The sequence below is a fragment of the Ktedonospora formicarum genome, assembly GCF_016587355.1.
GTDB classification, from domain to species: domain Bacteria; phylum Chloroflexota; class Ktedonobacteria; order Ktedonobacterales; family Ktedonobacteraceae; genus Ktedonobacter; species Ktedonobacter formicarum.
Window position 1 is genome coordinate 754,209 of record NZ_BNJF01000004.1, and the last position, 23,648, is coordinate 777,856.

The 23,648-nt window shown below is 52.2% G+C and carries 20 protein-coding genes and 2 pseudogenes; 10 read left to right on the plus strand and 12 right to left on the minus strand.

Features of this window, described 5'->3' with window-relative positions:
* The first annotated feature begins 57 nt into the window (after positions 1-57).
* A complete protein-coding gene (locus K3T82_RS35025; protein ID WP_220198120.1) occupies positions 58-2,214 on the plus strand; it encodes a reverse transcriptase domain-containing protein in 2,157 nt (718 codons plus the stop codon).
* Between the two features lie 117 nt (positions 2,215-2,331).
* Positions 2,332-2,412, plus strand: coding sequence for a zinc ribbon domain-containing protein (locus K3T82_RS50390; RefSeq protein WP_420799379.1), 81 nt, complete (start codon positions 2,332-2,334; stop codon positions 2,410-2,412).
* Between the two features lie 508 nt (positions 2,413-2,920).
* On the opposite strand, the gene K3T82_RS35035 is transcribed toward K3T82_RS50390, so the two are convergent.
* Positions 2,921-3,307, minus strand: coding sequence for a PPOX class F420-dependent oxidoreductase (locus tag K3T82_RS35035; RefSeq protein ID WP_220198121.1), 387 nt, complete (start codon positions 3,305-3,307; stop codon positions 2,921-2,923).
* Between the two features lie 632 nt (positions 3,308-3,939).
* On the opposite strand from K3T82_RS35035, the gene K3T82_RS35040 reads away from it, so the two are divergent.
* From K3T82_RS35040 to K3T82_RS35050, 3 genes are all read left to right on the plus strand, one after another.
* Positions 3,940-5,013, plus strand: a complete 1,074-nt coding sequence (locus K3T82_RS35040; protein WP_220198122.1) for an FAD binding domain-containing protein — start codon at positions 3,940-3,942, stop codon at positions 5,011-5,013.
* 65 nt (positions 5,014-5,078) lie between these two features.
* On the plus strand, positions 5,079-7,376 hold the full coding sequence (locus K3T82_RS35045) for a xanthine dehydrogenase family protein molybdopterin-binding subunit (RefSeq protein WP_220198123.1): 2,298 nt from the start codon (positions 5,079-5,081) through the stop codon (positions 7,374-7,376).
* Between the two features lie 20 nt (positions 7,377-7,396).
* Positions 7,397-7,909 carry a (2Fe-2S)-binding protein gene (locus K3T82_RS35050; protein WP_220198367.1) on the plus strand — a complete coding sequence of 171 codons (513 nt, stop codon included), beginning with the start codon at positions 7,397-7,399 and terminating at the stop codon, positions 7,907-7,909.
* 303 nt (positions 7,910-8,212) lie between these two features.
* Here the strand turns inward: K3T82_RS35050 and K3T82_RS35055 are convergent, their stop codons facing one another.
* Complete coding sequence (locus tag K3T82_RS35055) at positions 8,213-8,635, minus strand: hypothetical protein (protein WP_220198124.1); 423 nt, start codon at positions 8,633-8,635, stop codon at positions 8,213-8,215.
* 424 nt (positions 8,636-9,059) lie between these two features.
* On the opposite strand from K3T82_RS35055, the gene K3T82_RS35060 reads away from it, so the two are divergent.
* From K3T82_RS35060 to K3T82_RS50395, 3 genes are all read left to right on the plus strand, one after another.
* Positions 9,060-9,494 carry a MarR family winged helix-turn-helix transcriptional regulator gene (locus K3T82_RS35060; protein WP_220198125.1) on the plus strand — a complete coding sequence of 145 codons (435 nt, stop codon included), beginning with the start codon at positions 9,060-9,062 and terminating at the stop codon, positions 9,492-9,494.
* A 62-nt stretch (positions 9,495-9,556) separates the two neighbouring features.
* Positions 9,557-9,916 (plus strand): ester cyclase, encoded by a 360-nt coding sequence (locus K3T82_RS35065; RefSeq protein WP_220198126.1) that lies wholly within the window; start codon positions 9,557-9,559, stop codon positions 9,914-9,916.
* 268 nt (positions 9,917-10,184) lie between these two features.
* The gene (locus tag K3T82_RS50395; protein WP_220198127.1) at positions 10,185-10,475 is read left to right on the plus strand and encodes a zinc ribbon domain-containing protein; all 291 of its coding nucleotides are present in this window, start codon (positions 10,185-10,187) and stop codon (positions 10,473-10,475) included.
* A gap of 417 nt (positions 10,476-10,892) precedes the next feature.
* On the opposite strand, the gene K3T82_RS35075 is transcribed toward K3T82_RS50395, so the two are convergent.
* On the minus strand, positions 10,893-11,495 hold the full coding sequence (locus tag K3T82_RS35075; RefSeq protein WP_220198128.1) for a plasmid pRiA4b ORF-3 family protein: 603 nt from the start codon (positions 11,493-11,495) through the stop codon (positions 10,893-10,895).
* A gap of 240 nt (positions 11,496-11,735) precedes the next feature.
* Between K3T82_RS35075 and K3T82_RS35080 the strand changes: the two genes are divergently transcribed.
* Entirely contained in the window at positions 11,736-12,119 is a 384-nt protein-coding gene (locus tag K3T82_RS35080; RefSeq protein ID WP_220198129.1) for a VOC family protein, read from the plus strand.
* A gap of 252 nt (positions 12,120-12,371) precedes the next feature.
* Here the strand turns inward: K3T82_RS35080 and K3T82_RS35085 are convergent, their stop codons facing one another.
* From K3T82_RS35085 to K3T82_RS35105, 5 genes and pseudogenes are all read right to left on the minus strand, one after another.
* Positions 12,372-12,773 (minus strand): VOC family protein, encoded by a 402-nt coding sequence (locus tag K3T82_RS35085; protein ID WP_220198130.1) that lies wholly within the window; start codon positions 12,771-12,773, stop codon positions 12,372-12,374.
* Positions 12,770-13,054, minus strand: a complete 285-nt coding sequence (locus K3T82_RS35090; RefSeq protein WP_220198131.1) for an ArsR/SmtB family transcription factor — start codon at positions 13,052-13,054, stop codon at positions 12,770-12,772. Before K3T82_RS35090 ends, K3T82_RS35085 begins: the two co-directional genes overlap by 4 nt.
* 971 nt (positions 13,055-14,025) lie before the next feature.
* Positions 14,026-14,214: a zinc ribbon domain-containing protein gene (locus tag K3T82_RS35095; RefSeq protein ID WP_220198132.1), complete on the minus strand. Its 189-nt coding sequence runs from the start codon at positions 14,212-14,214 to the stop codon at positions 14,026-14,028.
* Positions 14,211-14,498 (minus strand): annotated as a pseudogene (locus K3T82_RS35100) (transposase); the annotation flags it as partial. The gene K3T82_RS35095 and the pseudogene K3T82_RS35100, both read right to left, overlap by 4 nt.
* A 30-nt stretch (positions 14,499-14,528) precedes the next feature.
* A complete protein-coding gene (locus K3T82_RS35105) occupies positions 14,529-15,290 on the minus strand; it encodes a dienelactone hydrolase family protein (RefSeq protein ID WP_220198134.1) in 762 nt (253 codons plus the stop codon).
* Positions 15,291-16,210: 920 nt separating this feature from the next.
* Here K3T82_RS35105 and K3T82_RS35110 point away from each other — a divergent pair.
* Positions 16,211-17,851, plus strand: coding sequence for an AAA family ATPase (locus K3T82_RS35110; RefSeq protein ID WP_220198135.1), 1,641 nt, complete (start codon positions 16,211-16,213; stop codon positions 17,849-17,851).
* A gap of 316 nt (positions 17,852-18,167) precedes the next feature.
* On the opposite strand, the gene K3T82_RS35115 is transcribed toward K3T82_RS35110, so the two are convergent.
* The 4 genes and pseudogenes from K3T82_RS35115 to K3T82_RS35135 all read right to left on the minus strand — a co-directional run bounded on the left by K3T82_RS35115 (position 18,168) and on the right by K3T82_RS35135 (position 23,638).
* Entirely contained in the window at positions 18,168-19,502 is a 1,335-nt protein-coding gene (locus K3T82_RS35115; RefSeq protein ID WP_220198136.1) for a glycoside hydrolase family 125 protein, read from the minus strand.
* A 127-nt stretch (positions 19,503-19,629) separates the two neighbouring features.
* A pseudogene (locus K3T82_RS35125) lies at positions 19,630-21,272 on the minus strand (glycoside hydrolase family 76 protein).
* A gap of 34 nt (positions 21,273-21,306) precedes the next feature.
* Positions 21,307-22,608: an ABC transporter substrate-binding protein gene (locus K3T82_RS35130; protein WP_220198138.1), complete on the minus strand. Its 1,302-nt coding sequence runs from the start codon at positions 22,606-22,608 to the stop codon at positions 21,307-21,309.
* Between the two features lie 124 nt (positions 22,609-22,732).
* A complete protein-coding gene (locus K3T82_RS35135; protein ID WP_220198139.1) occupies positions 22,733-23,638 on the minus strand; it encodes a carbohydrate ABC transporter permease in 906 nt (301 codons plus the stop codon).
* Positions 23,639-23,648: the final 10 nt, after the last annotated feature.

Consider the following 23,648-nt stretch of genomic DNA (forward strand, 5'->3'; position numbering starts at 1 on the left):
TTTTTCTGATGATGCCAGCGAACGTGGCTGAAACGCTGGTTTAGGAAGTAGTGCTGTATGACGAAGTTGCAGCATTATCCAACCTTCCTGACGCACCCTTGTACGAGGGAAAATGAACGAACGGGAGACCTGGAGCACGTCGCATCTCATGCCGCTGGAAATGCGGGATCACCTAAACAGGGGAAACCCTGCATGGTGACAGAACTCTCGCAGTACCCAAGGTGGGCCTGTAATGGGTTCCGCAGCCCGCGCAAGCGGGATCGGCAGGCGGATAAGTGGCTAGTGATAGCCATGAAACCATACCTGTCTGAGGGGAAGGGGAGCAGTCTACTCAGCTTATCAATTAACGAAAGCGAGGGTGTGCTGATGCTACCCGCTCAAGTGATTAGGAGATTGGAAGCACTTGGAGAAATCTCCAAACAGGGAAAACGACTAAACGGACTCTTCCGACTCATGGAAAGCCCGATCTTGTGGTATGAGGCGTATGCCAATATCTACTCGAATGAAGGTGCAATGACCAAAGGAGTGGACAGCACCACTCTCGATGGATTTTCCAAGGAACGAGTCGAATCGATTGTACAACGACTCCGAGAAGGAAGATACCGCTTCAAACCAACCCGTCGTGTCTATGTCCCGAAGAAAAACGGCAAGAAACGCCCTCTAGGTATTTCTTCAGGAGACGACAAATTAGTGCAAGAAGTGGTCAGAAGCATCCTGGAACAGATTTATGAGCCGATCTTTGAGGATCGATCACATGGATTCCGACCAGGACGTTCCCCACACACGGCACTCCATCAAATCGAACGGGAGTGGACCGCCGCCAAGTGGATCATTGATATGGACATTCGAGATTACTTCACCACAATCGATCACGATCTGTTGATGAGCTTTCTCGCAAAGAAAATTGAGGACAAACGCTTTCTTCGCCTCATACGAGCCATGCTAGATGCTGGCTACCTAGAGGAATGGACGTACCATACGACCTACAGTGGTGTACCTCAAGGATCAATAGTCTCACCAGTTTTGGCGAATGTCTATCTCCACGAACTGGATCTGTTCATGAAAACCATGAAAGAACAATTCGATAAAGGAATACGACGCAAGGGCAACCGAGCGTACAAACGCCACTCCAACAAAATCCATCGTCTCAGGAAGAAAGGGGATAGGCTGAAGGGAAAGGAGAACTGCAAAGAAACACTTCAAGCTATCCAAAGGGAAATCAAGGAGATCCAACGCCAGAGAAGACGCCTGCCGAGTAGCGACCCATTCGATGAGGGATACAAGAGACTCTCCTACTGCCGCTACGCTGACGACTATGTCATTAGCATGATTGGCTCAAAAGCAGATGCCGAACGCATTCAGCAAGAGGTCAAGCGATTTATTCAGGAGACGCTCAAGCTGGAAGTAGCAGAAGACAAGTCTCATATCCGGCACAGTAAACAAGGAGTGATCTTTGTTGGATACTGGATCAAGACGTACTCAGGCGCTCGCGTGGTCAAGGTGCAATGCAATGCGCGACACACCACGCGAAAATCTATGTCTGAACGCATCCAACTCCAAATTCCACAGGGAAAACTTCAGAAGTTCTGTGCAGAGAAGCGATATGGAATCTACGAAAACGTCAAAGGCCGCCACAAAGCAGAACTCTCAACACTCAGCGATGCGGAAATTATTCTTGCCTACAATGGGGAACTCCGGGGCTTGGCGAAGTATTACGCTCTCGCGCACAGTGTAAAAGGAGAGATGAACAAGCTTGCCCATATCTGGCAAACAAGCCTTTTCAAAACCCTTGCTCACAAGCACAAAACCCATGTGACAACCATCGCCAAGCACCTCAAGACGGATGAGGGCTACGTCCACACCGTTCAAGAAAAAGGAAAGACACGCACAATCAGGCTTTTCCGGCTGAAAGACCTGAAAACGTCACCTTCTCCCTATCAAAGTATCGACATTCCTCCTAACACGTTTGCACTAACGCTCAGCTGCTCAGAACTGATCCGAAGGATCAATGCGGAGCAATGCGAGTACTGCGAAACGAAAGAAGGCCTGTTCCAGGTCCATCACATTCGGAAAATGAAAGATGTAGCAAACGGAAAAGAACTCTGGCAGCGCATCATGATGGCGAGACGCAGAAAGACACTCATTCTCTGCGTCAGATGTCATCAACAATTACATGCCGGAACCCTCCCTGGAAGGAGCCAACTCAAGAGATGAGTAGAGGGCGAGCCGTGTACGGTTAACACTGTACGCACGGTTCTGAGAGAGGGTGACGAGTGATCTTGCAAAAGGCACTCGCTCCCTACTCTATTCAACATTCCTCACAGCCGCTTCATCCATATGCTCACCTACAAAGCGCAGCTTGTGGGTATTGAGGTACAGGTAGTGGAAGAGAGCTACACCAGTAAAGCATAATTTCTTGATGGTGATCTCATCCCCGTCTATGCTCCGCAGAGCACACAAAAGCCGCGTTTTCGTGGCACACGTCGAGGACGTTGGTATAGGACACAAGCAGGCAGACAGAGCCACTCGGATATCAATGGCAGTTACAACCTGCTGCGAAAAACACTCCCGACCGCTTTCGAGCTAGGGATAGAGGGCTATGCAGTTATCCCTCGACGCCTTCAGGTCGTCTAAACAAAGGCTCGTGTCATTATTTGGCATCAGTTTTGGTACTGTTGAATGCCCTTGATGATCGAACACTCTTGCTTCCACAACGTCAACGAGCCTTCAATGTAAAGCGAATTCTCTCATAGTTCAGTTCCTCATTATATTTGCCTCATCCAGAAGAGTGAGCACAAAAGCGATAATCATGGAATCGAACGCTTGTTGATAGCAGGGCAAGTGCATTTAAAAAACTCGTGTCTGCAACTTCTGCAACTGGCTAGTTGCAGAAGTTGCAGACACGAGGGAGCAGTACCGCCTACACGTACCCAAGGATGCGGTCAACCTTTATGCACAAAACCACACGCGGATCGCCACGATAGCGCGAGGAGGAGCCATACTTTTCTGCCAGGGTATTGAAAAAGGCTCCAGTGGGATCTTCCTCGATCTTATCAACCACCCCACGAAACTCGGCATACGTGTAGGGGTCATCGGGGTCAGTAATCGTGATAGCCACACGCGGATCACGCTTGAGATTCTGGTATTTCTGACGTTCAGTGGTATGGGTAAACTTGATGTATTCCTCATCCCATAAAAACCACATCACTGATGAATTTGGCTCTCCCTTAGCGCCAATTGTTGCAAGATGCGCGAACGCTTTCGAGTTAAGTATCTTCTGAACTTTGGGACTCTTCAAATCGGCCATGCAAATAACCTCTCGACATTACTTTAGCTGAAAGGCGTGATCGCCTTTCATGTAATAGAACCCATAATCTGCACAGTATATTCCTCTTGTTGCTCTGGAAACTCCAACTTCTCCGCAGTTTTAGGGCTTCTTTTATCACCTCCCATTGAGATGCGCTTGCCCTGAGTGCCTTCTCAGGGCAAGCGCATCTAATGCCCCCATATGGAGGATGATCTACTCTCAACGCAATGGCGGCCCAGGTCGAAGGGTTACGAGACGCGATCAGAAGTAAGCCTCGCAAGGACGTTGAGGCCGTCTCCCTTCCCTTTGTCGATGCCAAAGCCTATTGCCAGAGACTTCTCGCCCCCCTTTCCTCCTCCCACGCCGAATTCGCTCAAAGTGGTGAATAATCTGATTCTCCTTCACGAATTTTCAAGTTGTGGTTGAAGGGATCGTTATACTGTCAACACTGTCCCTCTGCGTTCTCTCGTGCGGTAAGCCTCGACTATAAGAGAAATGATGTTGAGCCAATCGCATAAATAGCTATGACCTGACAACGCGTGTCTCCATAGTATGCCTCGTAACAGCCCCTAATTGTTGAGATGTAACACGATATAGGGCCAGATGAAATATGCCAGCGAAAAGGATAGCCAATGAAGATATTCTCCTATCAACGAGCAGCGGACATTCCTTCAGCAATCTCATTAGTTGCACATAATCCAGGTGCGCAGTTCATTGCAGGCGGAACCAGTCAGGTGGATTTGATGAAGGAAGATGTCCAGCGTCCAGCTTTGTTAGTGGATATCTCGCAGCTCCCACTTGTCACTATCGAGCCAACCGCATCTGGGGGACTTCGTATTGGAGCAAATGTCAAGAACACAGTTGCAGCCGAAGACCCTCTCATTCGTAACATGTATCCCGCTATTAGTGAAGCACTTCTGGCTGGAGCCTCTCATCAGATCCGCAATATGGCTTCCATGGCTGGGAATCTGCTTCAGCGTACCCGTTGCCCCTACTTGCGCGATCCTCATCAGCCTTGCAACAAGCGTGATCCAGGAACAGGTTGCTCTGCCGTTGATGGCTATAACCGTACGCATGCTATATTTGGACAGAGTGATCATGGCAAGTTGAGCGCTCATACCTGCATTGCCACTCATCCCTCCGATGTAGCGGTAGCATTGGCCGCGCATGAGGCTGTTGTAGTGGTAGAAGGGCCAGATGGGGTACGCAATATTGCCTTTGAGGACGTATACCGCCTTCCAGGTGAGTCGCCACACCTTGATACCAACCTCCATCAAGGGGACCTGATAGTCGCCGTCGAATTACCCGCGTTCGATGGTCACTCGCACTACCTCAAAGTACGGGACCGCGCATCGTATGCTTACGCACTTGTCTCGTGTGCAGTCGCATTGCGCATGGAGGGTGGGCGCATGAGAGATGTTCGTATTGTGCTTGGGAGTGTTGCACCTAAACCGTGGCGGACATATGAGGCCGAAGCGACGCTTCTAGACCAGCGACCCAGTAGCGGGATTTTTGAGCAAGTCGCCAAACGTGCACTTGAAGGAGCCCAACCATATAGTATGAACAGGTATAAGTTGCCGTTAGGAAGGGCGCTTATTCTGCGAACACTTCTAGAGGCCACAGGTCTGGAGCCCTTAGAGGGACCACCAGGAACAGCATTTGCATCGAGTGTTGGTGGAATTGCGGGCACTGGCAGAGTGCCATGATGTGCAACCACCTCTAAATTTCCATGTGCATGTTGCCTTATTTCTTCTTTTAAGGAAGGCAAGATATGAGCGATTCGACATCATTCACCTCTATTGGACGGGCTTGTCCACGCGTGGAAGGTCGCCTGAAAGTCATAGGTGCCGCAACCTTTACTGCAGAATGGGATGTGCCAGAGGTGACGTATGGAGCAGTCGTGGACAGTGCGATTGCCAGAGGCGCCATTCGCGAGATCGACACGGCGGAGTCTCTCGCCGCTCCTGGTGTGATTGCTGTTGTCACGCATGAGAATGCGCCACGTCTGCATCCTTACCCGGACAGAGGGGAAGGCTTTCAACTCATGGGAGAGGGAGGGTTAGCGGAGGCGCGTCTGCCATTACAGGATGGTACCATCTATTATGGGGCTCAGTCGATTGCGGTTGTGGTCGCCAATACGCCAGAGCAAGCCCAGTATGCTGCGTCGCTCGTCCACGTCACCTACGACAAACAATCGCCAGAACTCGTCATGGAGTCTGCAAGCCATCAGGTGTTCCCAGAGAAGTTTCTTGGAATCGAGGTATTGCAGAAGAGCGCGAACGATGCGCATGCAGCTATCGAGGAGGCACCGGTACAGCTATCGAGGGAGTACCACTCTTCTATTTGTCATCACAATCCTATTGAACTGCTTGCCACCATTGCGATGTGGGAGAGACGAGATGGAGAGAACTACCTTACCCTCTACGATACGACGCGCGCGTTAGACACGTTGCGCAATGTTATGGCTCACTGCTTTGATATGCCCATGGCAAATATCAGAATCATCGCGCATTACATTGGAGGGGCATTTGGCTCCAAGGCCTGGTCCTTCTTCAATCCGGTGTTGGCAGCCCTCGTTGCGCGCGTTGCACAGCGCCCTGTCAAAATCGAGTGGCGCCGTCAGCAAATGTATGCTGTGGCTGGTCATCGACCTGCAACAAAGCAGACTCTCAGCCTTGGCGCATCATGGGGTGGCAAGATTTCAGGGCTCATTCATGATTCGCGCACACATTCATCTCCAGTGAGCGGCTATATAGAGCCTGGAGCACGTATGACGCGCATGATGTATGATGTCGCAAACATAGGCTATTCAAATCGGCTCTCTTATCTCAATCTCCCCTCGCCTACAGTGATGCGAGGACCAGGCTTTCAGATAGGCAGTTGGGCGCTGGAATGCATACTGGATGAATTAGCAAGCGAACTGGAGATTGATCCCATTGAACTGCGTCTCAGGAACTATGCAGAAACAAGCCCGGTCGATGGCCTCCCCTTTTCAAGCAAAAGACTTCGGGAATGCTATGCACGAGGGAAGGTCTTGTTCGGATGGGAGGCGCACAATCCAAGGCCACGCTTGACGCAAGTTGGCAGGCATCTGATTGGCACTGGTATGGCAAGCACGATGCTTCCTTCAGAGTGTTCAGAGGCATCTGCGCAAGCCACCATTTTCGCTAACGGTAGCGCCCTGGTGCGTAGCGCCACGCATGAGATAGGCAATGGCGCATATACGATTTTTCGACAGATTGCTGCCGATGGACTCGATCTCCCCATCGACCAAGTCCATTTTGAATTGGGTGACACGACCTTCCCTGCTGCCCCCTCGACGCACGGCTCTGTCACAACAGCCACCGTTGGAACGGCAGTGTTCAAGGCTGCGCGTAATGTCGTCATGGTGCTCAAGAAGAGAGCAGTCGGTGATCATGAATCACCTCTTTTCAAGGCCGCACTTGCTGCAATCAATGCGAGAGAGGGGAGACTCTACCTACGCGAGCATCCATCAATCGGCGAAGAATATAGCTCGATCCTCTGCCGGGCTGGGCTTCCCTCCGTTGTCGCCAATGGTGACGCGAAGCCGGGAGATGAGCGTCAGCAGTTTGCCTTCTGCTCCTTCGGAGCTGTATTCGCTGAGGTGCGCGTCGATGAGATGACTGGTGTGGTTCGTGTCACGCGGTTGTGTGGGGTCTATGATGTTGGACGGATCATCAATCCGAGGACGGCTCATTCTCAGCTCATGGGAGGAATGCTCTTTGGCCTTGGCGCGACGCTCATGGAAGAGTCTTTATTCGATCCTCACAGTGGTCTCCCCGTCGTCCGTAATCTCGCCGACTATCATTTCCCAAGCTGCGCAGACACGCCGGAGATCCTGATTGAAGCCCTCAATGTTCCAGACCTACATATCAGCGAGCTAGGCTCACGGGGCATTGGGAGTTGGGCTGTAACGGGATTGCCGCCGCCATCACTAACGCCATCTTCAACGCAACAGGCAAGCGTCTTCGTCGTCTGCCAATTACGCCGGATACGTTACTTGAGGACTCATAGCCATGCGCTGAAGCAGAGAGGAAACGATTGTTGAAAAACCATTCTGTGCATCACATGTCAGTTCAATCCCATGTGACTCTAGCCAACCCACAACAGCACATAGCTGACGTCTTACGTGTGAACGGGAGAGACTATCACATTACGCTCGACGTGCGCACAACACTCCTGGATGCAATCCGCGAGCAAATTGGTCTCACTGGCACAAAAAAAGGGTGCGACCATGGGCAGTGTGGAGCCTGTACAGTGTTTGTTGATGGAATGCCGATGCTCTCGTGCCTGATGCTTGCTGTAATGATCCAGGGGCAAGAAATCACAACTATTGAAGGCATTGCTGGAGTTGATGGTGAACTTCACCCGATGCAGCAGGCGTTCATAGACCAGGATGCCTTTCAGTGTGGCTACTGCACAGCAGGCCAGATTATGTCTGCAATTGCATGCGTGGACCAGGGGCATACCAGTTCCTCTGCTGAAATCCAGGAATTTATGAGTGGGAACCTGTGCCGTTGTGCCGCCTATCCTAACATCATTGAAGCTATTCTACAGGCAATACGTTCACTACCAGTCTAAATAGGCTTTCTCCCATCTCAGGGATTGGAACCAGCAGAGCTGGGATAACATCTCTCTCCAACCGAACTGTGCACGACCGAATTGGCTCCAGCCCTTAAGGTTGAGTCTCTCTCGACCGACGAGCCTAAGCCAGCGAAGGAGCCCATGCCTGCAGTCATCTATGTCCCTCCCCAATGGGCACATCCTTCCTTTACTCGGGGCTTTCCCGGCTCCGCGTTCACTCCGTAACCCGATGGAATGCGGCTCTGTCCTGCTCGCCACCCGCTCTATCCCCAGGAGCGGCGTCCTGAGCACAATGGCTCCCTACGGATCTTGTATGCCGCACACATTAGTCATTGCTGTTCCTGCCCTTTGCGTGCGCAATGTCAAGGGAGCAGCACAACGCATAAACCACGACGGGTGAGCGCAGTGTTGTGGCCGCTCTCGCCTCCTCTCAATCAGATACCTCGCCTCCTCCTGACTCAGCCACAGCACCGCCACCTTCTGCACCTGTGCTGTGGGCTCGACTGACCACGCTGTGGCATTCAGCGTACCTGGCTCAAGGTTATTCGCAGCCAAAACCATCTTCCAGGAAAGCTCCTCCCAGCCCCCACCATCTAAAGCCCTTGTACCTGTTAAAAAGGTGTTGACCCGAACTGAGCTTGCGCATTGGCGTCTCTCCTGGGACCAACGTCTGGCGCGCATGTCCGTCCCTCGGACGCTCCCCAACTGGTTGTCACGTTTCACGGACTGCCAGCCACCTTTGCTTCCTCTTTCGGCTTTGATCTCCTTGCCACGGCCTAACTGACCGCCACGGATGGTGTTTCTTCCTTCAAAGCCATCTGGTCTGACCGCTTTTCTTCCATTGACACCTTTCGATCAGCAGCGTTCTTCTCGACAATTGTTCCGATGCGGGGTCAATGGGGCGGTCTTCTCTTCATCTCTTTACTTGAGCTTAACTCGTTGCGCAACACGTGGGACAAGGAATCATCTTCTTACAAAGCAACGGTCACTCCTCAAACATACGCATGTCTCTGGAGTCAAAAAGACCAGGGCACACATTATTGATAATATCAACCATTGACATTATCAATAGTTGATGATATAAATAAAAAAAGGTACCACCTACTCCCAAAGCGGGAAAATTATAGAGAACTCGGAGGCAAGACAAATGGATGTTCTTGAGGATACCTTCTTTCAACAATTGGCGACTGTCTGTTCTGAATCCAGACACGCCTTTGATAGTCATGTTGGCATGAGTCAGCTCCGACGGCAACTGCTGATTCTGTTGTCCGAGCTCGGCGAGATGAGCCATGCTGCTTTACAGCACCACTTAGCCATTGATGGAGCCACGATTACTCGTCTGGTCAAGCAGTTTGAGTCCGAAGGAGTACTTAGCCGTCGCCTCGATCCCCAAGATAATCGCTACACGCTCGTCTCTTTGACGGGCTCTGGTCAACAAACCGTTGCAGCCCTGAGCACGGCACACCGCCTCTTTCAGACACGGCTCCTTGCTGATATCTCCAAAGAAGAGCAAGAGACGGCGCTACGCGTTCTCCAACACGTACGCGCCAACATACGCACACTTCAGGGCAAGCAACCATAAGTGCATGGGCAGCACACAAGCAATCAATCAAAAAGACAAGCATCATTCGCAGGAGATGTGGTATGACAGCAACAGACAACAAGACTTTGGCTTCTCGTGTCTATGAAGCCATTAACAGGCAGGATCTCGCGACCTTGGACGAACTCTTTGATCCACACATTATCAGGCATGCCATGGGAGAAGTTGGCATCGAGCGCGCGAGAGCAGCTGTGGCCAACGCCTTTGCCACCTTCCCCCAGAGACGCTTCGTCGTCGAAGATCTGATTGCTGAAGGCGACAAAGTCGCGCTACGAGTCACCGTTCACGGCGTTCCCATGCCTCCGGGAGAGCCTCTCCCTCTCATTCTGGAGATTTTTCGCATCGAAAACGGACGCGTTGCCGAAATCTGGGGAGCTGGAACGTTGCGCAGGCCCGATGCATAACCCATCTCGCAGACAGGTGATACATGGAGAGATATACTATCCACCTGATGAATTGTCACTCCCGGGCATCACTCATATCGACTATGACCACATGCAGTTGTATTCTGTAAGGTCGTAGCACGTGTTTATGAACGTGCCAAATGGCGACATGAAAACTTCACGCATCAGCAGTCTCGCTCCATCATTGATACGTTTGACATCATCTGTGTGGAAGACTTGGAAGTCAATCGGATGGTGCATAACCACTGCCTCGCAAAGAACATTGCAGATGCGGCGTGGTCGGCATTCTTTGCTCAACTGTCGTGCAAAACGGAAGAAGCTGGCAGACAGTTCATCGAAGTCAAACCCACCCTGCTATACAAGCCAGACTTGTAGCCAATGTGGGTATCGGCAAAAAATGCCGTTGTCGCTTCGGGTATTAGATTGTCCATGCTGTCATGCACATCTTGATCGAGGACTCAACGCATCAAAGAATATTCTTGCCCTGGAACTACAGGGCTTGGGCTTGTCCCTAGAAGCCCCCGGCGGCTTTAGCCCTGTCACTTACACACAACTATGAAAGTTTGCAGAAGATCCTCAGCATGATGCGAGGGAAGGGTGTTGAAAAAAACACCCCTTGATGCACACTGATGTGCTTTTCGCTTGGCGAGACAAGCGATGTTTTCACCGAACGCGTGTCACCTCTGGCGTGGGGAAAAACGAGGCACCTGCAACGCATCGCTTCCGAGCTCTTTCTCAAGATCGCATTTTTGTGTGTAAGTGTCAGTGCTTTAGCCATGGGGAGTAGTCACAGAATTAGATAGGCGGCCAGCTGACAAGTACTTTGGCTTGTTGGGCAATGCAGCAAATGTTGGTTCTCTCATTGGCCCTGCGGTTGGTGGACTGCTGGCAACAATCAATACGAACACACCTTTTCTTCGTCAATCTAGCAAGCCAGCAGCAAACACGCGAAGTCAATGCAAATTAGGCGGTTCTCTCATTCAAGGATCGCCAGCGCTGAATTGGCCTGTTGGACAGAAAAGAGCCCAGGGTCGTAAGACGCGCCAGTCCACTGACGCAAACGTGTGTGCTCAGGATGCTTCAGATGCTGCAATGCCTCGAGCAAATCAGTGTAATCACCTATCCCACCAGCATCCTCTGGAGGACAGGCCCGTTCACCAGCCAGACAACGAGGTGTCATCCAGAAAGCATCCTCATTCACATGCTCATCTTCGAGATGCTCAATCTTTTCAATCGTCACCTGATGCATCCAGCTATCGCCCAGGTCATACTCGTATGTCAACGTCAGCCACTCGGCCCAGACCGTCGCATCGAGCTTGGTGCGTCGACTATCCCTGATGCGTATGCCTGTATCCTCCCACTCAGGATCAGGAAGCCCATACACGGTTGTCTTCTTATTGATAATGAGCCGGAACACATACAGATGCGAATTCTCCCACCCCATGACGACTTGAAGCATTTTATGAAGCGTATGAAGGCTTATAGCGCCAGGCACGACCATTTTGCGCCAGATCGGTGGCTCAATCCCAACCAACTGCACATGCAGGTAATAGCGACTCTCTGACTGATAACTTCCCAAGTGCACCTCCTCTTCTCCATATTCTACAACAGATTCATCTCTCTGCTCGTGTCTGCTCGTGTACTGCTGATTTTTGGGCAATTATTCCGTTGAAAGCATCTCTTCTTCGTCTGCAGAAGGGCAAGATTCGAGAAGTTTTTTTCTGCTCACCAGGAGTATTCTGTTTCTACTTGCAAAATGCAAAAATAATCATATACAGAGATCGAAGGAAAACGTACTGCAAATACCAAGGAGAGAGATATGTTTCAACCAAAAACAGCATTTAGCGGGTTCTCAGTGAATGATCTGGCAGAAGCTAAAGCATTTTATACTCAAGCTCTAGGGCTACACGTGGTCGAAGAGGGCGGCGGCCTCCGGCTTCATTTGCCTGGCGGGGGCACAGCGTTTGCCTATCCCAAAGACAATCACCAGCCAGCAACGTTCACGATGCTAGATTTTGTCGTTGATGACATCGATGCTGCGGTTGATGAACTCAAAAGCCGAAGCGTTCGCTTTGAGCGCTATGAAGGAATGGTGCAAGATGAGAAGGGCATCATGCGCGGCATCTCTCACAAGATGGGGCCCGATATAGCTTGGTTTAAAGACCCTGCTGGAAACATATTAGCCGTGTTACAGGCGCAATAATAAACACATCGAGCGCGTGAAAAATCCGCGTCTCATCGAGACAGGCCATCAGTCACCACAGCTCAAGCTATGGACACTTGGACATGATGAATGGCTGCTTTCCTGAAATTTCCTGACGACGCAGCGCGAAAAAAGCCACATCGGGAAGCTAGATAGTATGCAACTCCAGCTTCCCGATGTGGCGGAACCTGGACAACAGGCCATTTGAATCGGATCAGCACAGAAGCCAGATTCGATTTTTGTTGCCTTCCATTAGGCTCCCTTCTTCAACTCGACAATTTGAAGAAGATTGCCATTGGTATCGTCAAAGACGGCCGTCGTCGGTCCGCCCTGGCTGAGCGGCTCTTGGGTAAAGATCACCCCCAACTTCTGCAGGCGCTCATACTCAGCCTGAACATCATCGACCGCAAACGAGGTAATGGGAATCCCATCTTCTGCTAATACTTCGCGCAAAGCTTTCATGGCAGGGTAGTCTGCATTCGGCTCCAGCAGGAGCTCTGGGCCATCAGGATCTTCTGGAGACACCACGGTCAGAAAGCGCGCGCCTCCGCCCAATTCGATGTCCCTCTTCTTTTGAAATCCCAGTATCTGGGTGTAGAAGGTCAGGGCCTGGTTGTAGTCAGCTATCGGAATGCTCGTGATGTAAATCCTCATGCATCCTCCTTCTTTTTTTCCATCCAACGTTGCACAATGGCATGTAATGGTTCCGTGTTGATGTAATGGAACTTATATCGTCCCTGGCGTTTGACCGTCACCAAATTGGCGGCCTCCAGGATCGCCAGGTGCTGCGATATCGCTTGCCGTGTTGATGCTATTTGGTGTCGCATCAGCAAGCGCGAACACAGCTCGAACAAGGTCTGTCCATCGCGATCAGAAAGCTCATCGAGAATCGTCCTTCTCGTCTGATCTGCAAGTGCCTTAAAAAGTACGTCCATAGCAAGAGCATATGCAAGTACATACTTGCATGTCAAGAGTATACGGCAGGGAAAAGAAAAAAACTTCTCGAATCTTGCTCACTTCTCGAAGCAAGATTCGAGAAGTGAGCAAGATTCGAGTGCGCCCCCCTTTCAAGCATCATGGATCTTCCGACAGCTTGATGATTTGGGGACATGTTCGTCTTAGAAGCTTTCATCAGGAGCATTGCAGTATCCACTTACGAAATGTATGTAAGCTTGCTTTCCTGTACATTTGACGCTTTAAAGGAAGCCAGCATGCATTTTCTCATGCTGAGCAGATCTTGGATTGGCCACACCTGTGGCGAACAGTGCGCAAAGCCGCCAACGCCGTGGGGACATAGCGTTCTCAAGAAGAACAGAGGTATTAAGTGAGTCAATTGAGCACGTGGTTATGAAATGGAGGGGTCGGCGAAGCTCAGTCCCAACGCACACACTGGCTAAGGAAACTGGCAGGGCAGCCTTTCCAGAACCTCGTTTCCTTGTGGCAAGCAACCACATACCTGCAGAAGCAACGAGCGTGGATCGGGTCCTATGAGCAGTGGAAACAGAAGGGGTATCCAGAAGGCAGTGAGATCATCGAACGGGCGGTCTCCAGGTAATCAATCGGAGTATGAAATAGCGTGGAATGCGCTGGCTGCGCAGGAATGCGACGGTGGTGGCGGCGCGGCGAATGGCTCAACCGCGATTGGGATCTTCCTACCGTTCTCCGAAACTGACCCAAACATGGATAGGCCACATTTCGTGTTCGGTTCCTGCTTCAATGCAGAGAGCAAGCCTTTCGCTCGTCTTCCACCTGCTCCACAGGCATCAATTCCCGCAGAACGTGCGGTACTCCGTGTTCATTGTGCCAACGCCGCGAGATTTTTGGCGGCGTTGTCATCTCGATCTTGCACGTTTCCACACTCCAGGAAGACAAAGACCCGATCAGGAATCGTCAGCACCTCATTGACTCAGCCACACCACGAACAGGTTTTTGAGGAGGGTTTACAGCGGGAGGGCAGCAGCACCTGCACCCCTGCCTGTTCGGCTTTGTAGAGGATCTGCCGCTTGAACTCGTACATGCCCACATCGGCGATGGCTTGAGCCAACCTGCGATTCTTGAGCATGCCTGCAATGTGTGCACCCTCGAGGACGATCACACGCGGTCGCTCTTGATCGGGCGCGGGTTCTCGCCACGATCTGAGCGGTCGCGCGCGTGCAAGGTATCTTGGCGCACGTTGGCGATGCGGGCATGCATCCGCGAGAGGCACTGCGCGCTTTCTGGCGATTGCGATCCTTTGGTCTTGCGGCGATGGCATCGCGACGTGCGTTGTAACATCGTGATCTTCTTGCGCAGCGCCCTGGGGTTCTCGAAGGTGCATCCATCCGAGAGGGTCGCCAGTCGCTTGATCAAGAGGTCAAACCCAATGACGTCGCCTTCATTAGCAACATCCCGTCTCTCGCGCTCAAAGCCTTAGGAATGGGCTGCGATAAAGTTCTGAATCTGCTTCCAGGCATCCGCAGAAATGGCTGCATACTCGCTGGCAAGTTGATCAAAGAAGCCATGAGGAGCGCCCTCATACACAATAATGTGATTTTCCAGGCCTATTGCATTGAGCCTCGCTTCGAGCGTCCGCACAGTTTCTACTGGAATGTTTTGATCTGCGCTTCCAAACAGGCCAAGCACGGGACACGTTATATTCTCGATCTGATCCAACATGGCTCCTGCTTCAGGAAATACCTTAGGCAGACCCCCATAGAAGGAAATACTTCCAGCAAGCTCAAATGCTTGCTGTGTACCAGACAGGAATGAGAAAGCCCCACCTATGCAAAAGCCAACTGGAAAGGTCGCTTCTCCCTTGTTCCCTTGTTCGCGTACATAGTCAAGCGCAGCTTTCACGTCCAAGAAGAAGGTTTCCAGTTGCATGTGTTGGATGTGTGGCATCCATTCAAACCCTTCATGACGTGAGGTCACCCCTGCTGTGCGTCCAAAATAATCAAGGGCAAGAGCCGAGAGACCAATCTCGGCGAAACGCAGAGCCAATTCTTTGTAAAACTGATGCAAGCCACGAACATCAGGATAAATGAGCACCTGGCCTTTTGCCGGTGCTTCAGGACGAGCAAAATAGGCTGCAAAATGATTGCCATCAGCAGCTGTCAAGACGATATCTTCACCATGCGCCTTCCCAGTGACCCTCGCTGGCAGCGGAGGGCGAGCGCTGTCATCATAACACATGACTTCTTTTTTCCTTATCAATAAATGTAGAGATGGTACCATCTGTGATCAAGATAGAGGGGAACGCATACCGGCACGTGACATGTCAATTTCTGAAGGTATTGGTCGCAGCGAATGCAGAGGAAGTGAGCGAGTGTAGTTCAGACCAAGAGAGGAGGAAATGTGAGAAGTGAGCTGCTGTCTTGAGACATCCGCACAAACGCTACCCCTTTCACTTGGAAAGGGAGACCCCTGCATTGTCTATTTCATCAGCGAGCTTCAAGAGCCAGTTCGATATTTTCCCTCTCTGATTATACCACAGAGTGCGCGTTGGTATCAGTAGCTGATGACGCGTTCTCGCCAATACTGGAAGAGGAGCCAGCACAAGCTGATAAGAGCAGGAGACACGCCCAAGGAGCCGCCCCTTTGTCTCCCTTGGAACCTCTGTGAGAACGGATGTGAATCATCACCAATGCTCCTTGATTGCCGCAGATGGGAGCCGCAAAAAATACCATATTCTTTTGAGAGAAACGAAACAAAATATATTTTCTGCCATACATGTTTTCCCAAGAAGGTATATATCAATGTCGCCGCTAATGCTCCTCGTGAGCACATAAAGCACTGGAGATGACAGGCCACAAACGGAGCCTGGTTTGGACGATCTGTTTATCGAGGAGGCTCATCAAGAGAAAATCATCCTCGTCCATAGGATCTGACTCATACAAGGAGACGGATCTTGCATACGCGTGCTTACAAGAATGCGAGCGAGAAAGCCCTGCTCATTGATGGCAGGGATGCATCACCGTTCCTTGAAAGGCGCAGGGGAGGGGCGGATCCTCACAACAGCGGATGGTGGGGCACTTGACGAGAGATCAGCATGCTGCTATCATATGGAACACATGGTCTAGGCACAAAGCGTCATGCACAGGAGAGATGGGACGATGATGCGTCAGGCTGCAAGCAACCACACACAAGCAACCAAGATCCGTACACCCACCTTCCTGCTGGAACTGCCTCTCGTGGTGAACGCCGGGCAAGCCAAGCAGGTGCGCGCCCATCTGGAAGCGGCCCGACAGCTCTACAATGCCATCCTTTCCGAGGGGCAGAAGCGCCTGCGCCGCATGCGGGCTGATCCCGTCTGGCACGAGGCCCGCTCCCTTCCTCGCACCCACAAGGCGGAGCGAGCGGCGGCGTTCTCCGCCTTGCGCACAGCTCATGGCTTCACCGAAACCGCCCTGCATCAAGCGGTCAAAGGCTTGCGCGTTGGGTGGATTGCCGAGCACATCGATGCCGTGCTCGCCCAAACCCTGGCGAGCCGCGCCTACCGTGCTCTCAATCGTGTCTGCCTCGGCAAGGCCAAACGCGTGCGGTTCAAGAGCCGAGGGCGAGGCTTCTGCAGCATCGAGAACAAGCGCAATGACACCGGCCTACGCTTTGTCCTGCAGCCTCCCGAAGCCGGAAATGCGGGGTTCCTCCTCTGGAACGGAGATCAGTTGCCAGCCCTCATTGATTGGCAGGATGAAGTGGTGGCTCATGGGCTCAGGCATCGCATCAAGTACGCCCGTCTCCTCCAGCGTCCCGCCAGCAGCAAGAGAGCAGCAGGCGCCGATGCAGAAGGGAACCGCTACTGTGTGCAACTCGTCCTGGAGGGCACGCCCCACCACAAGCCCAAACACACCGTTGGGCAAGGAGTCGTTGGCGCTGATCTTGGTCCCTCCACCCTGGCACTTGTTCCTCAGGAAGGAGAAGCCAGCCTGGAGGTGTTCTGCGCCGAACTGGCCCCTGATGCCAAAGCCATTCGTCGTCTGCAGCGACAGATGGATCGGCAGCGGCGAGCTGCCAACCCAGAGCACTACGACGAGAAGGGACGTCTCAAGAAACAGGGGAAGAAGCTGCGGTGGAAGCAGAGCAAGCGCTACCAGGCCACCCGACGACGCAAGGCGAGCAAGGAGCGCAAGCTGGCAGCACACCGCAAGAGCCTCCATGGCCGTAACGTCCATGAGGTGATGGCGCTGGGCAAGACCATCATCCTCGAAAAGATTTCCTATAAGGCATGGCAAAAAACCTATGGCAAGAGCGTGGGACTGCGAGCCCCAGGGATGTTTGTGGAACTGTTGAGACGCACCGCCGTGCCCCCTTTGGGGGTTGCAAGCACGGGCGGCATCCTGGTAGAAGTCCCCACACGCACCACGGCACTGAGTCAGTGGTGTCATGGCTGTGGCAAGAAGGTCAAGAAACCGCTCTCTCAGCGCTGGCATCAGTGCGAATGCGGGATCGGCCCCGTGCAGCGCGATCTCTACTCAGCATTTCTTGCCGCCTACCTTAATCCAGCAGATCCCATCCCCTCGTGTGCCCGATACCAGGCGTATTGGGAAGGTGCGGAGGCGCGCCTGCGGGCAGCACACGAGTGTCTCATCCAACGTGCGAGAGAGGGGCAGGTCCTGCCCCAAAGCTTGGGTCTGACCCGAGCCAGAGTGCGTCTGCCCAAAAGTTCAGAGGAACCTCCATTAGAGCCAGTTCTTCTCCTTGAGGGAGAAGAACTGGAAGCGTGGGCCGAATCTCTGGAACCCCCACTGCTTTAGCACGGGGAGCACTCAGGTGCCCTATGTCGCTGAAAGAATGACGGTGATTTCAGCGACATAGGCAGCTTTCAGACTCTTGCGAGCGTTCCCATTTCCGCAGGCCAAGTCTGGAACTTGTAGTGACGCTCATCTGTTACGCTTATCTGATAGCTAGCAAAGACCAAAATACGCTGGTAGTTCCGCCATCAACGCGTCCTCCAAGGAAGGCAGATACATATGAGAGAACCATTGCGGATTCCTAAGTACCAGCCTATCTCGAATGACCTGCCCAAAGAGAATTGCATCAATGTTATCCCATTTCATGCTCGGAACCCGCTTATGGCTTGCGACGCTCTGGTGCCAGGGACGTGGGCAGGTTGGTGACAAAAGATTGCACAAACTCACCGAAGAGGCTGTTGGCCCAGGCGAACCAGGGGCGTGTAAAGTGCTGGGGATCGTCGGGATGAAAGCTCTCGTGCATATAGCCCGTGTTCGCTGTGGTATTGACCAGTAAGGCCGCTATTTTCTGCTGCTCAGTGGGATCGGTGGTGGTCAGGCCACTCATGCTGAGTGCGATGGGCCAGATGTAACCGTTGGGAGTATGGGGGCTACCAATGCCGTAAGCGTATTTGCCTTCATAGTAATAAGGATTGTCGCTACTGAGCACGAAGCGGCGCGTATTCTGGTAGAGCGCGTCATCCATGGGGCGATATCCAAGATAGGGGATGGAGAGCAGGCTCGGTACGTTGGCATCATCCATGAGATTATAGTTGCCATAGCCGTCCGTTTCGTAGGCATAGATGCGTCCGTAGCGCGGATGCTCGACAATTCCATAGGTCTCTATTGCGGACTCGATCTCTTGGCAGAGCGCCTCGGCTTCCTGTGCCAGCGACTCATCCTGATACTGTATACGTGCAATCTCGCTGGCGTAACCAAGCACCACGACGGCGAACATGTTCGCGGGAATAAGGTAGCCGTACTTGCAGGCATCATCGCTTGGCCGAAAGCCCGACCAGACCATACCCGTATAGGGGGTAGGCGTGCCACGTCCTTTACGTGGTAAGGTATCAGACGGTAAAAGTGGATCAGGGCGCTCAAAAGTATATGAGGAGCGTGTATCATGATGCTGCTCTATACGCATAATTTCAACAACCTTGCGCAACATCGTGTGCACGCTCTCATTAAAAATGCTCATATCGCCTGTATGTTGCCAGTAGCGATAGCAAAGCTTAATAGGATAACAGAGTGAGTCGAGTTCGAACTTGCGCTCCCACACCCAGAGGCCTGCTGGTGGCTGATCGCCTTTATGTCCCTGTCCATTTGGTTCACGATTGAAAGCATTTGCATAAGGATCGAGCAAGATGTATTGTGCCTGTCGCTGGATCAGTCCGCGCAGCATACGCTGTAAAGCCTGATCCTCTTTCGCGAGGTGAATATAGGGATTGACCTGGGCCGAGGAGTCCCGTAGCCACATGGCGGGGATGTCGCCTGTCACCACAAATGTCGTTCCATCTTCAAGCAATTCAACGGTGGTTGTCAGGGTATTGGGATAGCACTGTGTGAACATCTCGTGTAGTCGAGACGGATAGGCGGATGGCAAAACCTGATCAAGCCTCTCAAGCTTTTGAGTCACATCGTCGATCAATGCCGCAATCGCTGGATATTGATACACGTTCCGTGGGTTTCCTTCCTCATGAAATAGGGGATGGAGCGCTATACATGATAAAACTCTTCCACTTGCCCGCACAGGTGACTGGCTCATGCTTATAAGAGAGCCAGTCACCGCCGTTTAAGATGCGCTAGCTCGCGTACACCTCCAATTCGTAGATACGTGCCGCGATAAAGTTGGGGTCGCTCTGCGGATTGGTGATGTTCAGTTTGACGTAGCGGGCGCTCGTCGTAGCGATGGGATGGGTCGTGATACTGGCCGTATTGCCCGTTACCATTACGACTGTGCTCCAACTTGAGCCATTTGTACTCAGTTGAAGCGTGAAGTCCCTGGTATTCCAGGCTGTATTTTCTCCTCCTCCCCCGCGTGCTTGATGGTAAAGCTGCTGATTGCATAACTTGAACCTAGATCAATTTGTAACCAGTACTGCCCATTAGTGGCGCCAGAGCACCATTTACTATTGTTGGTCACGCTACCATCGACCGCCTTATTGGGTGTCTCGGAGGCGGTACAGGAACCATTGGCAGTGGCTGGCCTGTTCAGCGCGACATTGCTTGTTGTGCTAAAGGGGATAGCCGCGTTCAGCGCATCCTGGGCCGAGCTCTGCCGCGTGGCGTCCGCACTATCGAAGGGACCATACCACAACAAACCTAACTGGCTAGAGCTATTGCGGTTATTGTTCCAGATCGAGTCCGCATTTTGCGTGATAAAGCTCTTATATGCCTGCTTGTTCTCCGTTTCGTAGAGATAGGACAGGTTGCGCATAAAGATGCCCTTGAACTGCGGACCATCTCCGCCACAGTTTGAGGGTTCACAGGGCTCCTTGAGAATGCCATTTCTTGTCAATGTACTGGTCGCAGCGTCGGCGATGGCCTCCGCTTCAGTGAGATAGGATGCTGTATTTGTGATCTTGTACATATCGACCAGACCACCCAGAATCACCCCCTGATTGTAGGTCCAGGTGGTTTGTCCATTGTTGTGACATGAGCTATCCAGACCATCATTGACAAGATTCGATCCATTTATCATGCCGCTATTATTGAACCAGCCCCATTCGCGATTTGCCCAATCGATATAGCTACCGCTACCGCTATCGCCAGGAGTGCGCTGGTGCAGCTTCGCCGCGAGCGCGAGGAACAGCTCGTTGGGAATCGCGTTCTTGTATGTGCGACTCTTGCTCCACCATACGCCGCCTCCACAGGTGCTATCCCAGCCGCCAGCCATATCCGAGAAAATGGTCTTTGCCATGCTCAGGTAGCGACTGTCGCCTGTGAGGTCATACGCTTTGACCCAGGTCAAGGCCCACCAGCCCTCATCATCATAATAGTCGTTCAAAAAATTTCCGCTTGCGTTCTTGCTATAGGTTGTCGAGATGTCGCTGGTATACGCTGTGGAGCCTGCGCGCGCCGAGTAGTCGATGATAGTTCCTAGCGCGTTCGCTGAGTTCCACCAGCCGATACCATTGAAAAGCCCATTTGAGCTGTTGTACCAGCTTTGTAGGACGGAGGCGCTGGCATCGGCGTAAGAGTGATAATTACCCGCTGCCTTCGCCTGGCGTGGTGTCAGAGCAAATCCTATGCTCGTGACAAGCATACAGACAAGGAGAGCGATACTCATGATATGGCCGCGAAAACGTTGCGTAGACATGCCAAACTCCCTTGTTGGTGTCAATAAAGAACGGCAAAGTTTGTAGGCGCTCATGTGTTCGTCGGGGTTTCTGGTTCGTGACGTTCGTTCGTCTCTGTAGCAGGAAGGAGAGGTCCGGCTTTCCATCCAAAGAGGCCGGACGTTCCCCGCAGAGAGCTTATTAGCTCTGCTTAATGAGATCGTTCAGCTGCTGAACCATCTGCTGCGTGCCGCTATCAAGCGGTTTCTTGCCAAGCAGGACATCGTTCCAGTTGGCGGTAATGATATCGCCAGCCTTGGCGGACCAGGGGGATATAAAGCGGATGCCCACTTTCTTCTCCGTATTCAGGGAATAGTTCACCGAGTCCGCGACATCACTTAGACCATTCGTTTTCAGCGTATCGAAGTAGGGTGTGGAGGAAGGCACATAGGCTGGTGGCGCGACTGGCGAGCCGGGAAGAACGGTCTCCCAGGCCGTTGAGGCCAGGAACTGCATCACCTTCCAGGTAGTATCGGGATTCTTGACATAGGTTGGCGAACTGATGCCAACGGCGTCATAAATCGTCACGCTGTCCTTGACCTGGGGCAGAGGCGCGAAGCCATACTTGAAGCCTGGCTTGGCTTGCAAGAAGCCCGGCGCGAACCACTGACCGCCATAGAACATTGGAATCTTGCCCGCCGCGAAGCCTTCCTGCTCGCTATCGGTCGCGTAACCTGGAGGTGTCACCCAACCATTCTGGGTAGCATCGGCAATCATTTTGGCGCACTGCAAGAACTCCGGGCTGGCAGTTACGCTGGTGGGGTTGAGGATCTTATCCTCAAATGGCGTGCCGCCAGCGGAAACCGCGCAGTTGTTGACCGAGAAGGGATCAGCAGGTGGGCTCCACAGGCCATAGCGCGTGACCTTGTTCCCACTTTTCTGCGTCAAAACCTGGGCATCGTGGAACATCTCTTCATACGTCCAGCGAGCCTTGGGCAGTGGAAGCCCCGCCTGTTTGAAGAGATCTTCGTTATACCAGACACCATAGGTGTTCATCAATGTAGGCAGGCCGTAAAGCTTGTTGCTAGTTTTCCAGTTCTCAAGTGAGTTGGGCGCGAACTTCGTCATGTCGATGCTATTGGAGGAACCGTTGGCCTTGCTGTTCCAGTCGTAGAGGAGACCCTGCGCGCCATACTGCTGCTCGGTATCATTCCCGGCCCAGAAGATGTCAGGCAACTTCTTCGCCAGCACCAGCGAACTGAGCTTCTGCCCATAGTCGCTATTGGGCGAGGGAATGCGCTCAACCTTGATGTCAGGATTCTGCTGCATGAACTTCTTGAGCGCCTCATCAATAAGCTTGTTGGTGTCGTTACTTTCCCAGGTCATGATGGTGACCGTGTTATCACTACTGCTGCCAGAGCCCCCGCAGGCCGCGATGCTCAACAGCAAGAGTAGCGAGAGCAGCAAGACCAGCAATGTCTTGAAAGACCTTCGTTTGGTCATCTTAATACTCCTTTGTGGGTAGAAATAGAGGTTGCCGTGAAGTATATCTATATATCGCTTCAACCGATAAAGACAACGTTGTCTTCTCAATCAAAGCGGAGAGGGGTACGTGATATTTCGAGTGTTACTTCTCCCGCGCGGAATTGCCGAGTGATCCCAAACCCTGCATAAAGTAGCGCTGGGCGATAAAGAAGATAATCAACGGCGGCAGCATATACAGCAGGTTGGACGCCATGTAGTAGTTCCACTTTGTGGTCGCGACTCCCGCGAAGGAGCCAGCAAAGGTTGCCATACCAAGCGATAGTGTCCACTTGCTATCAGTGTAGAGATAGACCAGGGGATTGAGATAATCATTCCATGACGCTGTGAAGGACATGATGATCATCGTAATCCAGACCGGGCGTGTCAGCGGGACCATGATGCGTGTGAAGATTGTCCAGTGGCTCGCGCCATCGATGCGCGCAGCCTCGTCGAGTGAGGTCGGGATGCTCATATAATACTGGCGTGCCAGAAAGATATAGAATGGATTCCCAAAGAACGCTGGCGCGATGAGTGGGAACCAGGTATCATACCAGCCAATGTCGGAATACAGGTGGAACAGCGGAATCAGGCCGACAATGCCAGGGAGCATCATACTTCCCACGAACAGATAGAACCAGAGTTTGCGTCCAGGGAAGCGAATACGTGAGAGTCCATAGCCCACAAGCATCGAGCTCATGACCGAGCCAAGTGTGTTCACGATGCTAATAGTGGCGGTATTGAGGAAAAGTTGACCAAAATTGATACTCTGTGCGCCCAGAAGAAAGTTCTCGAGATGAAACTCCTTTGGCCAGAACTCCGGCGGAATCTTGTAGATGTCGTTATTGCTCTTCAAAGCAATAGTAATCATCCACAGAAGGGGAAACAGCATGGCAATGCTCAGGCCGATAACCACGATGTACCAGAGAGTATTGCCAGCAAGCTTCGCGGGCATGACGCCCTTCTTTGGAGCAGGTGTCACTTCGTTGGTCTTACCAATGCTCAAACTCATATCTGCAACC

Bases quoted from the DNA above. Each gene is read 5' to 3' on its own strand.
- K3T82_RS35025 (WP_220198120.1), top strand. From the start codon at position 58: ATGACGAAGTTGCAGCATTATCCAACCTTCCTGACGCACCCTTGTACG.
- K3T82_RS35035 (WP_220198121.1), bottom strand. From the start codon at position 3,307: ATGGCCGATTTGAAGAGTCCCAAAGTTCAGAAGATACTTAACTCGAAA.
- K3T82_RS35040 (WP_220198122.1), top strand. From the start codon at position 3,940: ATGAAGATATTCTCCTATCAACGAGCAGCGGACATTCCTTCAGCAATC.
- K3T82_RS35045 (WP_220198123.1), top strand. From the start codon at position 5,079: ATGAGCGATTCGACATCATTCACCTCTATTGGACGGGCTTGTCCACGC.
- K3T82_RS35050 (WP_220198367.1), top strand. From the start codon at position 7,397: ATGTCAGTTCAATCCCATGTGACTCTAGCCAACCCACAACAGCACATA.
- K3T82_RS35060 (WP_220198125.1), top strand. From the start codon at position 9,060: ATGGATGTTCTTGAGGATACCTTCTTTCAACAATTGGCGACTGTCTGT.
- K3T82_RS35065 (WP_220198126.1), top strand. From the start codon at position 9,557: ATGACAGCAACAGACAACAAGACTTTGGCTTCTCGTGTCTATGAAGCC.
- K3T82_RS50395 (WP_220198127.1), top strand. From the start codon at position 10,185: ATGCGGCGTGGTCGGCATTCTTTGCTCAACTGTCGTGCAAAACGGAAG.
- K3T82_RS35080 (WP_220198129.1), top strand. From the start codon at position 11,736: ATGTTTCAACCAAAAACAGCATTTAGCGGGTTCTCAGTGAATGATCTG.
- K3T82_RS35085 (WP_220198130.1), bottom strand. From the start codon at position 12,773: ATGAGGATTTACATCACGAGCATTCCGATAGCTGACTACAACCAGGCC.
- K3T82_RS35090 (WP_220198131.1), bottom strand. From the start codon at position 13,054: ATGGACGTACTTTTTAAGGCACTTGCAGATCAGACGAGAAGGACGATT.
- K3T82_RS35105 (WP_220198134.1), bottom strand. From the start codon at position 15,290: ATGTGTTATGATGACAGCGCTCGCCCTCCGCTGCCAGCGAGGGTCACT.
- K3T82_RS35110 (WP_220198135.1), top strand. From the start codon at position 16,211: ATGATGCGTCAGGCTGCAAGCAACCACACACAAGCAACCAAGATCCGT.
- K3T82_RS35130 (WP_220198138.1), bottom strand. From the start codon at position 22,608: ATGACCAAACGAAGGTCTTTCAAGACATTGCTGGTCTTGCTGCTCTCG.
- K3T82_RS35135 (WP_220198139.1), bottom strand. From the start codon at position 23,638: ATGAGTTTGAGCATTGGTAAGACCAACGAAGTGACACCTGCTCCAAAG.